Origin of the sequence: Curvibacter microcysteis (assembly GCF_028649455.1) — a bacterium.
Classification (GTDB): domain Bacteria; phylum Pseudomonadota; class Gammaproteobacteria; order Burkholderiales; family Burkholderiaceae_C; genus Curvibacter; species Curvibacter microcysteis.
Genome location: NZ_JAQSIO010000005.1, coordinates 274,912 through 286,027, shown reverse-complemented (window position 1 = coordinate 286,027; position 11,116 = coordinate 274,912). Strand labels below are relative to the sequence as shown.

Here is an 11,116-nt window from a genome sequence, read left to right as displayed (position 1 = left end):
TCGTTGAGGCCGAGGCGGAAGATGGCTTCGGCCTTGTCGTGGCGGATCAGGGACTGGGCCAGCATGAGGTAGGTCAGGTTGGCTTCGCGGATTTCGGCAAGCATTTGTTCGCTGGTCATGGTCTGTTCCTTGGTTTGCTGAGCCGCCGACGAGGCCGGTGAGCTGTTTCGATCTGTTGAAATGGATTGTGAATACCCGCCAATCAGAAATTAAGTCGGCCTCTGCCTGTGCGGCTTGTCTCCTTTGCAAGCCGGTCTTGTCAGGTTTTTTCTGACAAGCCCCCCAGGCTTTGCCTCGTCCTCTCCCCCTGGGCGCGTGCTGTGGGCACCGGTGTGCCGGCGCCGTGCCCTGCCTCGCTGGCCAACTAAGCATCTGCAAAAACCTTGGTGGCCGGCGCGACCAGGGCCTGCTGCAATGGGGTTTTGAGACCCATTCTTCAGGAGTTATTGCCCATGCATCGCCGTCGTTTCAACCAGTGGCTCGGGGGCTTGTCGGCCTCGGCCCTCGCCGTGCCCGGCCTGCACGTCCAAGCCCAATCCCGTCCCCTGCTCAAGGCGGGTGACCAAAAGGGCGGCTTGCACGCCTTGCTGGAGGCGGCGGGCGAACTCAAAGGTCTGGCTTACGACATCCAGTGGACCGAATTCCCAGCGGCCGCGCCCCTGGCCGAGGCGCTCAACGCCCAGGCCGTGGACTTGGGGCCCATCGGCGATGCGCCCCTGATCTTCACCTTGGCGGCGGGCAGCCGCGTCAAAGCCTTTGCCGTCAACCGATCCGATGCCTACGGCACGGCGGTGCTGGTGGCGCCCAACTCCCCGCTCAAGTCGGCCAAAGACCTCAAAGGCAAGAGCGTGGCCACCAACCGCGGCTCCATCGGCCACTTCGTGACCTTGAAGGCGCTGGCCTCGGTGGGCCTCAAGCCCGAAGACGTGCAACTGCGTTTCCTGCCGCCAGCCGACGCTAAGCTGGCTTTGACCCAGGGCTCGGTGGACGCCTGGGCCACCTGGGAGCCCTACACCGCCCTGGCCGAGACCGGTGGCCATGCGCGCGTGCTGGTCAGCGGGCGCGGCCTGTGGAGCGGCCTGAGCTACTTGGCGGCCACTGACACCGCCTTGCGCGACAAACGCAGCGTGCTGCAGGACTTTGCCCAGCGCGCGGCCCGGGCCCAGCAATGGGCGCGCCAACACCCCGACGAGTTCGGCAACACGCTGGCGCGCATCATCGGCATCCCCGCCGAGGCGGCGCGCCTGCAGTTCGAGCGCCGCCAGACGCGTTGGCAGGCCATCGACGCCGAGGTGATGGCCGAGCAGCAGCGCACCGCTGACTTCTACCTGGAGGCCGGTCTGCTCAAGCAGCGCCTGGACACCCGCGCGACCTTCGACACCAGCTTCAGCACGCCCGCCTGAGCTGGCTGCGGCCCTTCGGGCGGCGCGAATGAGGGTTCCTGAGGCCGGCACCCTGCCGGCCTTTGGGGGGCCTGGCCCGCCCGCCGCGTCGGGCCTGGGCGGACAGGTCGTCAGATCACCTTGAAGCCGTGCGTGCCGTCGCGGCCCAGTTGCTCGACCAAGCCGAACTCCCAGTCCAGGTAGCCCTGCATGGCTTCGCGCGGGGCGTCCGTGCCTTCGTAGGGGCGGCGGTAGCGGTCGGTGCGCGGGGCGGCCAGGTGGGTTTCACCGGCCTCCAGCGCGCCGCCGGCGTCGATCCAGGCCTGGGTGCCGCCGTCGAGCAAAGACATTTGCAGGTCCGGGCTCAGGCGGGCTGTTTCGGCCACCGCGTAGGCGGCCAGGGCCGAACTGCCACAGGTCAGCACCAGGCGGGTGGCTGCGGGCTCGGCCGCTCGCACCAAGGCCAGGCCTTCGCGCAGTTGCGAGCGCAGCGCCCACCAGGCGCCGGGGATGTGGCGCTTCACGTAGTTGACGCTGGTCGTGAAGTCCAGCACCACGGTGCCCGGGCCGTCGGCCAGCCAGGCCTGCAGCGTGGCCACCGAGGTCAGCGGGATGGGGGCTTCGGGCGGCGGCACCGGGGTGGGGGCGTTGCCGCGCTCGCTGAACGCGCTGGCCGGCACCTCGTCGAGCACATGCACCTCCCAGCCCATCTGGGCCAGCCAGGAGGCGCTCATGTTGGCGCGCACACCATCGTCGTCGCTCAGCACGATGCGCGCGCCGCGCACCGGCACGCTGTGGTCGGTCTCCTGCACCAGCTGGCCACCGGGCGCACTGCGGAAGCCGGGCAGGTGGCCACGGGTGAATTCTTCCGGGGTGCGCACATCCAGGCGGTAGGTGCTGCGCCCGGCTTCGGCCAGCCAGGCGGGCAATTGGGCCAGGCGGGCCCGGCGCACGCCGGCGCGGTCGGCCACCGCGCGGGCGCGGGCACTGGCCTGGGCTATCTGTTCGGGCGTGACCTCACCAAAGCGGCGGCTGGCGCCGTGGTCCAGGGTTTGGCCGGCCAGCAGCCAGCCGATGGTGCCGTTGCGCAGCGCGGTGACGCGGTTGGGCAGGCCGGCATTCACCAGCGACTGGGTGCCGATGATGCTGCGCGTGCGGCCCGCGCAGTTGACCACGATGTGGGTGCTGGGGTCGGGCGCCAGGGCGCTGGCGCGCAGCACCAGCTCGGCGCCGGGCACGCTGATGCCGCTGGGGATGCTCATGGTCTGGTATTCCTCGAAGCGGCGCGCGTCCAGCACCACCACATTGGCGTTCTGCTCGATCAAGGCCTTCACCTCTTCGGCGGCCAGCGAGGGCGTGTGGCGCTCGGCTTCGACCAGTTCGCCAAAGGACTTGCTGGGCACGTTGACGTCGCGGAACAGCTCGCCGCCCGCCGCGCGCCAACCGTCCAGGCCGCCTTCGAGCAGGCTGACCTGGCTGTAGCCCAGGGCGATCAGGCGGCGTGCGGCCTCTTCGGCCAGGCCTTCGCCCTGGTCGTAGACGACCAAAGTGGTGTCTCGGCGCGGGATGCGGGTCCAGGCGTCCAGCTCGATGCGGCCCAGCGGCAGGTTGGCGGCCCACAGCGGGTGGGCTTGGGCAAAGGGGTCTTCTTCGCGCACGTCGAGCAGGGCGATTTCATGGCCGGCCAGCAAGTGGGCGCGGACCTGGGCAAAGGGGGTGGTGGGCAGGGCAGTGGTCACGGGGAAGAACTCACAAACAGAAAGTCAAAAAACCGGCCCCAGCGGGGGCGGAGCGCCTGCTGGGTGGGTGGGGAGCGGCGCGGTGGGGCGGCCTCAGCGGCGCAGCGCGGCATTCAGCTCGGCAGAGCGGTCCCACAGGTTGGGCAGTCGCGTGTTGCTGTAGCCCGAGACAAAGGGCTTTTCGGTGCCGTCAGGCAAAAACACCGAGCGCTGCACCGCGCCGATGTTGGCGCCGTAGACGTGGATGCTGATCGAGGTCTGGTCGCTCAAGGCGTTGCTCACCAGGTGCACATCGCCGACCGTGGGCGACACGGCCTCGATCTGGCCGGGGCGCAGCTCTTGTGCCGCGCCCGTGGGCAGCCAGTGGCCAGCCTGGTCCTGGGCATAGGGCTGGGCGCGCTCGGCGCCGCGCAACATGCCGATCAAGCCCCACACCGTGTGGTTGTGGATGGGCGTGGCCTGACCGGGGCCCCAGACAAAGCTGACCACCGAGAAGTGCTCGCGCGGGTCGGCGTGCAGCAGGTACTGCTGGTAGCGCTCGGGGTGGGGGCGGGCAAAGTCGTCGGGCAGCCAGTCGTCCTGGGCGACCAGGGCGGCGAGCAGGGTGCCCCCTTGTTGCAGCACGGTGGCTTCATCGGGGCGGCGGTCGAGCAGGGCAGTGAACTGCTGCACGAAGTCGCGCAGGCGTTCCGGGTGTTGAGGCTGGGTCATGGCAGGGGTGATTGGGCAGTGTGGCTTGGCGGTCAGTACCAGCCCCGTGAACCCAGGACCAGACGGCCGCCCGGTGACGCTATTGCACTGCAAAGCGCGCGCAGGCGCTGGCTGACTTTGTCATAAGGACGGCCGTTTTTCTCATTTCCAAAGTGCAGAGAAGTTCCATCCAATGCTGGCACAGGGCCCCAGCCTGCACAAGCGGGCGAGCCCCAGGGCGCCCCGCGCCCCCTCCAACCCTTGACCCCAGGAGCCCCCCATGAGTGTCCAGTTCATCGGCATGATTCAGCCGCACGAAGTCTCTGAAACCTTCCCCCGCCGCGGCCCGGTGGTGGACCCGGCCTATGTGCGCGTGTTCGCCCAGGCGCATGAGCACGCGGGCTTCGACCGCATCCTGGTGCCGGCCAGCTCCAACAGCCCGGACACCTTGCTGACCGTCACCTACGCGGCCTCGGTCACCCAGCGCATTCACTTCCTGCTGGCGCATCGCCCGGGTTTTGTGGCGCCGACCTTGGCCGCGCGCCAACTCGCCACGCTGGACCAGTACACCCAAGGCCGTGTGGCGGTGCACTACATCACCGGCGGCTCGGACGAAGACCAGCAGCGCGACGGCGACTTCCTGGGCCACGACGAACGTTATGCCCGCACCGACGAGTACCTGGGCCTGCTGCGCCAGGTCTGGACCGCCGACAAGCCTTTTGACCATGAAGGCACCTACTACCGCGTCAAGGGCGCCTGGTCGGAGGTCAAGCCGGTGCAGCAACCCCATGTGCCGATCTACTTTGGCGGCGCCTCCGAGCCAGCCCTCAAGGTGGCGGGTCGCCACGCCCAGGTCTATGCGCTGTGGGGCGAGTCCCTGGCCCAGGCGGGCGATCTGGTGCGCAAGGTGCGTGCCGAGGCGGCTCAGCATGGCCGTGACATCGACTTCAGCATCTCTTTCCGCCCCATCTTGGGCCGCACCGAGGATGAGGCCTGGGCCCGTGCCGAGCGCATCCTCGAAGAGGCCCGCGCCTTGCGCGTGGAGCAAGGCTTCTCGCGCGGCGGCCCGCAACAAAGTGAAGGGGCGCGCCGCTTGCTGGCCGATGCCGCCAAGGGCGACCGCGTGGACGAACGCCTGTGGACCGCCATCGCCCGCGAGACCGGCGCCCGCTCCAACTCCACCGCCCTGGTCGGCACCGCCGAGCAAGTGGCTGACGCCTTGCTCAAGTACTACGACCTGGGCATCACCACCTTCCTGATCCGCGGCTTTGACCCGCTGCCCGACGCCATCGAGTACGGCCGCGAACTGCTGCCCCTGGTGCGCCGCAAGGTGGCCGAACGTGAACAAGCCAAAGCCCAGGCCGCCAGCCTCAAGGCCGCCTGAGTCCCCCACCCGGAGAACCCCATGTCTGCTGTTTTGAACACCCCCCTGACCCTGGTCAAGAACACCCACCCGCAACGCAAGGACTGGTTTGACGAGGTGCCGGCCCGCCCCACCGTCGAGGCCGAGCGCCTGTACCGCAAGCAGCGCCTGGCCGTGGCCTTCCGCCTGTTCTCGCGCTTTGGCTTTGACCACGGCCTGGCCGGGCACATCACCGCGCGCGACCCCGAGCTGCACGACCACTTCTGGGTCAACCCCTTTGGCCTGCACTTCTCGCAGATCAAGGTGTCGGACCTGTTGCTGGTCAACTCGCAAGGCGAGATCGTGGTCGGTGAGGGCCCGCTGAACCGCGCCGCCTTTGCCATCCACGCCGCCTTGCACGAGGCCCGCCCCGACATCATCGCCGCCGCCCACACCCATTCCACCTATGGCAAGGCCTGGTCGGCCATCGGACGCAAGCTCGACCCGCTGACCCAGGACGGCTGCGCCTTCTACCAGGACCATGCCTTGTTCGACACCTTCAGCGGCGTGGTGCTGGAGACCGATGAAGGCTTCCGCATCGCCGAGGCCCTGGGCTCGCAAAAGGCCGTGATCCTGAAGAACCACGGCATCCTGACCGCCGGCCCCTCGGTGGAGTCGGCGGCCTGGTGGTACATCGCGCTGGACAACGCCTGCCACACCCAGTTGTTGGCCGAAGCCGCGGGCACACCCCAGCCCATCCCGCATGCGGTGGCCGAGCTGACGCACAGCCAGGTCGGTCGCCCGGGCGGGGCGGAGTTCGCCTTCAAGAGCTTCTACGACATCATCGTGCGCGATCAGCCTGAGGTGCTGCAGTGAACGCCCCGCTGAGCTGGGGCCAGACCGCCCGCACGCTGGCGGTGGAGTTCGCGGCGCGCGCGCCGCAGCATGACCGGGAAGGCAGCTTTCCGTTTCAGAACTTCCAGGACCTGCACCGCGCAGGCCTGTTGACCCTGGCCGCGCCGCAGCGCCTGGGGGGCCAGGGGGCCACGATCGGCCAACTGGTCGACGTGGTGGGCGCCGTGGCCCAGGGCGATGCCGCCACCGCCTTGGTGTTGACCATGCAGTACATGCAGCACCGGGGCCTGGGCCGGCGCCACACCGTCTGGCCGGAGGTCTGGGCCCAGCGCCTGGTGCAAGCGTCGCTCAGCGAGGTCAGCTTGATCAACGCCTTGCGCGTCGAGCCCGAACTGGGCACGCCCGCGCGCGGCGGCCTGCCGGCCACCACGGCCCGGCTCACGCCCGAGGGCTGGCGCCTGTCGGGCCGCAAGATTTACTCCACTGGCTCACCCATTCTGAAGTGGTATGCCGTGTGGGCCCGCACCGACGAGGCCGAGCCGCGTGTGGGCACCTTCCTGGTGCCTGCCGGCTTGCCTGGCACCCGCATCGAGCACACCTGGGACCACCTGGGCCTGCGCGCCAGCGGCAGCCACGATGTGGTGTTCGACGATGTGCTGATCTCGGCCGATGCCGCCATCGACCTGCGGCCGCCGGCCGACTGGGCGCGCGGCGACCCGCTGATGCAAGCCGAAATGAGCGCCTTTTTTGGTGCGCTCTACACCGGTGTGGCGCTGTCGGCGCGCGACTGGTTGCTGCGCTTTCTGCACGAGCGCGTGCCGACCAGCCTCGGCGTACCGCTGTCCAGCCTGCCGCGCGCGCAAGAGTTGGTGGGCGGCATCGAAAGCCTGCTGTTGGTCAACAAACGCTTGATCGACAGCCTGGTGTGCGACCTGGAATCCGGCCTCGAGCCCAGCGGGGTGGACAGCGGCGTGGTCAAAGTCGTCACCACGCAAAACGCCGTCAAAGCGGTGCAGGAGGCGGTGGGCTTGACCAGCAACCACGGCCTGAGCCGGCGCAACCCGCTGGAGCGCCTGCTGCGCGACGTGCTGTGTGGCGTGGTCCACACACCACAGGAGGACAGCGTCAAGCTGGCCGCGGGGCGGCGCGCGCTGGGCCTGTGAGCGTGGGGGGGCCACCCTGGCGTCTGGGCACCTGGGGGTCAGACGCAGGGGGGGCTCAGCGGGCGGTGTCGGGTCGCCACACCGGTGACTCGCTCACCTGCACGCGGCGCGGGATGATCTGCGCCTGGCTGAAGGCGTCGGCAATGCGCTGCTGTTCGGCCAGGGCCTCCGCGTCGACGGCTTGCACGCGGTAGCTGCGGCGCTGGTTGGCGGCCTCCACCGTGGCCGTGTCCAGACCGATCACCGGGGCGTGCCATTCGGCGGCCTGGCTGGGGTTCTTCTTGATCCAGTCGCCCGCAGCTTGCAGCTGGGCATAGAGCACGCCCAACACGTCGGCACGGCGTTGCGCGTAAGGCGTGGCCGCCAGGTAGAAGTGGCGGTAGCTGGACAGCTTGGCGCCGTCTTGCAGGATGCGTGCACCCGACTGGCGCTGCACCGCGGCCAGGAAGGGGTCCAAGATCACCCAGGCGCCGACGCTGCCGTTTTCAAATGCGGCCCGCGCGTCGGCCGGGCTCAGGTAGGCCGGTTCGATGTCCTTGATGCTCAGGCCTTGTTGGGCCAGGGCTTCCAGCAGCAGGTAGTGCGCGCCCGCGCCCTTGGCAAAAGCCACCTTCTGGCCCTTGAGTTGGGCCACGCTGGTGAGGGGCGAGCCCTTGCGCACCACGATGGCCTGGGCTTGCGGCGAAGGCGTTTCGATGGCGTAGTAGGTCAGGCGGGCGCCGGCGGCCAAGGCGAAGGGCGGCACCGCGTCGGCCACGTCAGCGCTGACGTCAATCGCGCCCACATTGAGCGCCTCCAGCAGGGGCAGACCCGAGTTGAATTCATGCCACTGCACATGGACTTGCAGCGGAGCCAGGGCCTTTTCCAGCAGGCCGCGCGACTTCAAAAAAATCATCAACGTGGACGACTTTTGGTAGCCGATGCGCAGGCGCTCGGGATCGGCAGCGGCACTGGGGAACCAGGGCGCTGCGGCCAGGCCGGCCGCCAGCAGGTGGCGGCGTTGCAGGCCGGCACCAGCGCTGCGGACAGGGGGGTGAAGAAGAGGACTGGGCATGGGGCGAGGCTAGTCCGTTTGGGCCGATTGCGTGCTGCGAAAAACGGGGAAGCAAGCGCGTTTTTGGCATGAGCTCGCCGGCGGCGCCCAGCTTGTCGGGCGCGCATATCGATGGACTGAATTCTTCGTTGCCGCAGCGCGGGTCAGGCCCTACGGTGGAGGCCTCCCTGCGGCCGAGGCCGCCCGCCATCACACCCCGATCCACCGCACCTTTGAAGCGAGTCCGACCATGAGCACCCGCACGTCCTCCCCCAAACACCTCAAACTGGGCTTCGTCCTGCACGGCGTGGGCGCCGGCTGGGGCGATTGGCGCCATGAGCAGGCCCTGGCCGACGGCAGCGTCAATTTCCGCTTCTACACCGAGCAGGCACAGCTGGCCGAGAAGGGGTGCTTTGACTTCCTGTTCGTGGCCGACAGCGTGCACATCACCGAGCGCTCCAGCCCGCACTACCTGAACCGCTTCGAGCCGCTGACCATCCTGTCGGCCCTGGCCGCGGTGACCCAACACATCGGTCTGGTGGGCACGGTCACGGCCAGCTACAGCGAACCCTTCACGGTGGCGCGCCAGTTCGCCTCGCTGGACCACGTCAGCGGCGGGCGCGCCGGCTGGAACGTGGTGACCTCGTGGCTGGACGGCAGTGCCCGAAACTACAGCCGCCAAGAGCACTACGCCCACGACGTGCGCTACCGCCTGGCCCATGAGCACCTGTTCGTGGTCCAGGGCCTGTGGGATTCCTGGGAGGACGACGCCCTGACCCGCAACAAGGCCACAGGCCAGTTCTTTGACCCGGCCAAACTGCACCGGCTGGACCACCAGGGCGAGTTCTTCCAGGTCGAAGGCCCGCTCAACATTGCGCGCTCGCGTCAGGGCCAGCCCGTGGTGTTCCAGGCCGGGGCCTCGGACGATGGCAAGACCTTTGCTGCGCAGCGCGCCGATGCGATCTTCTTCCATGCCGACACGCTGGAAGAGGCCCAGGCCTACTACCGTGACGTCAAGGCCCGTGTGGTCGCTGCTGGACGTGACCCAGGGCAGGTCTACCTGCTGCCTGGCATCCGCCCCATCGTGGGCCGCACCGCGCAGGAGGCCGAAGAAAAGTACGAGACCCTGGCCGCCCTGGTGCCGATCGAGAACGCGATCGCGGCCTTGGCGCGCCCCTTCAATGACCACGATTTTTCGAAGTACCCGCTGGACGAGCCCTTCCCCGATGTCGGTGACCTGGGGCGCAACAGCCAGCAGGCCGCCAGCGACCGCATCAAGCAGATCGCCGCTGAAACCGGCTGGACGCTGCGCGAGGTGGCGCTTTGGTTTGCCCGCCCCAAGCGCACTTTTGTCGGCTCTGCCGAGCAGGTGGCCGACGAGATCCAGCGCTGGTTCGAGCAAGGCGCTGCCGACGGCTTCAACTTCTTTGAGGCCTTGCCCAACACCTCGCTGAAGGACTTCGTCGAACTGGTCGTGCCTTTGCTGCAAGCGCGCGGCATCTACCGCCAAGACTACGAAGCGCAAGCCACCTTGCGCGATTTGCTGAAGCTGCCTTTCCCGATCAACCGCCACGCCCGAGTGGCCTCGCCGGCCTTGGCTGAGCGTTTGACGCCGGCCTGAAACGGAGCGCTGTGCGCTGGCCTGTCCCTGGCCCGGCACGGGCGGGGCAGCGCCTGGTGCCCCACTGGGCCATGACCTTCTGACTTTGACCAACTGACCATGAAGACTGATCTCCCTACCCCCCTCGTCTCGACGCCGGCCTCGGCCTGGCCGCGCCGCCAATTTTTGGGCGCTGCCCTGGCGGCGCCCTGGTTGGGCACCGCCGCCCCTTCGGCCCTGGCCGCCGGCGAAGACCTGTCCAAGGTCACGCTGCGCATTGGCACCTACAAGGGCAACTGGCGCGCCCTGTTGACGGCTGCCAAGCTGACCCAGACGCCGTACAAGATCGAATGGCGCGAGCTCAACAACGGCGTGCTGCACATCGAGGCCCTGAACGGCGACGCGCTGGACCTGGGCTCGGGCAGTGAAATCCCGGCCCTGTTTGCGGCACGGCAAAAGGCGCAGGTGCGCTTCATTGCCGTGGTGCGCGAGGACCTGAACAACCAGGTCACGGTGGCGCGCAAGGACACCGCCATCAAGACCATTGCCGACCTCAAGGGCAAGCGCGTGGGCTATGTGCGGGCCACCACCGCGCACTACTTCTTGAGCAAGCAACTGGCCGAGGCGGGCTTGAGCTTTTCGGACATCAACGCCATCAACCTGAGCCCAGCCGATGGCTTGTCGGCCTTTGACCGGGGTGACCTCGATGCCTGGGCCATCTATGGCTACAACGGCCAGATTGCCCGCCTCAAGTACGGTGCGCGTGTGCTCAAAACCGGCGTGGGCTACCTGTCGGGCAACTTCCCGATTTATGCCAACCCCAAGTCGGTGGCGGACCCGCTGACCCAACTGGCCATCACCGACTACCTGCAACGCCTGCGCCGCGCCTACCTGTGGGCCAACCAGAACTACCTGGACTATGCGCGGGCCATTTCGGTTGAGACGCGCATTCCCGTGGGCGATTTGATCGAGCTGTGGAACAACCGCAGCGAGGACTTTGACCTGCGCCCGGTCAGCGACAAGGTCGTCACGGGCCACCAGGAGGTGGCTGACACCTTCCAGAAACTGGGCGTGCTGGACGGCCCGGCCCAGGTGGCAACGCTGTGGGACCGCCGCTTTGAGAAGGCCTTGCGCCCGGCCTGAAGCGGTCATCCGCGCCTGAGCGGTGGCCGGTCCGTCTTCTGCCGCTCGGGGCTCGCCCCCGCCCAGACATGCCAGCGTTGCTGGCATTTTTTTTGGTCATTGACTGGGTTGGAGGGCGCGCTGAACCGCCATGAAGGGGATAAAAAAAGGCCGCTGACGAGAGCCCGTC

10 protein-coding genes are annotated in these 11,116 nt (G+C 68.1%); 6 read left to right on the top strand and 4 right to left on the bottom strand.

Going from position 1 to position 11,116, the window contains the following annotated elements; genetic code table 11:
- A partial coding sequence (locus PSQ39_RS15420) for a flagellar transcriptional regulator FlhD (RefSeq protein WP_273927723.1) occupies positions 1-119 on the bottom strand: 119 nt, incomplete at its 3' end.
- A 333-nt stretch (positions 120-452) separates the two neighbouring features.
- Between PSQ39_RS15420 and PSQ39_RS15415 the strand changes: the two genes are divergently transcribed.
- Complete coding sequence (locus PSQ39_RS15415; RefSeq protein WP_409242041.1) at positions 453-1,403, top strand: ABC transporter substrate-binding protein; 951 nt, start codon at positions 453-455, stop codon at positions 1,401-1,403.
- A 110-nt stretch (positions 1,404-1,513) separates the two neighbouring features.
- Here PSQ39_RS15415 and PSQ39_RS15410 read toward each other — a convergent pair whose 3' ends face one another.
- Both PSQ39_RS15410 and PSQ39_RS15405 read right to left on the bottom strand, forming a co-directional pair.
- Entirely contained in the window at positions 1,514-3,121 is a 1,608-nt protein-coding gene (locus tag PSQ39_RS15410; RefSeq protein WP_273927712.1) for a rhodanese-related sulfurtransferase, read from the bottom strand.
- Between the two features lie 93 nt (positions 3,122-3,214).
- A complete protein-coding gene (locus PSQ39_RS15405; RefSeq protein ID WP_273927711.1) occupies positions 3,215-3,832 on the bottom strand; it encodes a cysteine dioxygenase family protein in 618 nt (205 codons plus the stop codon).
- A 259-nt stretch (positions 3,833-4,091) separates the two neighbouring features.
- On the opposite strand from PSQ39_RS15405, the gene PSQ39_RS15400 reads away from it, so the two are divergent.
- The 3 genes from PSQ39_RS15400 to PSQ39_RS15390 are packed head-to-tail and all read left to right on the top strand — an operon-like array spanning position 4,092 to position 7,171.
- Positions 4,092-5,195 (top strand): LLM class flavin-dependent oxidoreductase, encoded by a 1,104-nt coding sequence (locus PSQ39_RS15400; protein WP_273927710.1) that lies wholly within the window; start codon positions 4,092-4,094, stop codon positions 5,193-5,195.
- A 21-nt stretch (positions 5,196-5,216) separates the two neighbouring features.
- Positions 5,217-6,029: a class II aldolase/adducin family protein gene (locus PSQ39_RS15395; RefSeq protein WP_273927709.1), complete on the top strand. Its 813-nt coding sequence runs from the start codon at positions 5,217-5,219 to the stop codon at positions 6,027-6,029.
- Complete coding sequence (locus PSQ39_RS15390; protein ID WP_273927708.1) at positions 6,026-7,171, top strand: acyl-CoA dehydrogenase family protein; 1,146 nt, start codon at positions 6,026-6,028, stop codon at positions 7,169-7,171. Before PSQ39_RS15395 ends, PSQ39_RS15390 begins: the two co-directional genes overlap by 4 nt.
- 55 nt (positions 7,172-7,226) lie before the next feature.
- Here the strand turns inward: PSQ39_RS15390 and PSQ39_RS15385 are convergent, their stop codons facing one another.
- A complete protein-coding gene (locus PSQ39_RS15385) occupies positions 7,227-8,225 on the bottom strand; it encodes an aliphatic sulfonate ABC transporter substrate-binding protein (protein WP_273927707.1) in 999 nt (332 codons plus the stop codon).
- A 229-nt stretch (positions 8,226-8,454) separates the two neighbouring features.
- On the opposite strand from PSQ39_RS15385, the gene PSQ39_RS15380 reads away from it, so the two are divergent.
- Both PSQ39_RS15380 and PSQ39_RS15375 read left to right on the top strand, forming a co-directional pair.
- A complete protein-coding gene (locus PSQ39_RS15380; RefSeq protein WP_273927706.1) occupies positions 8,455-9,825 on the top strand; it encodes an LLM class flavin-dependent oxidoreductase in 1,371 nt (456 codons plus the stop codon).
- Positions 9,826-9,924: 99 nt separating this feature from the next.
- The gene (locus PSQ39_RS15375; RefSeq protein ID WP_273927705.1) at positions 9,925-10,947 is read left to right on the top strand and encodes an ABC transporter substrate-binding protein; all 1,023 of its coding nucleotides are present in this window, start codon (positions 9,925-9,927) and stop codon (positions 10,945-10,947) included.
- Positions 10,948-11,116: the final 169 nt, after the last annotated feature.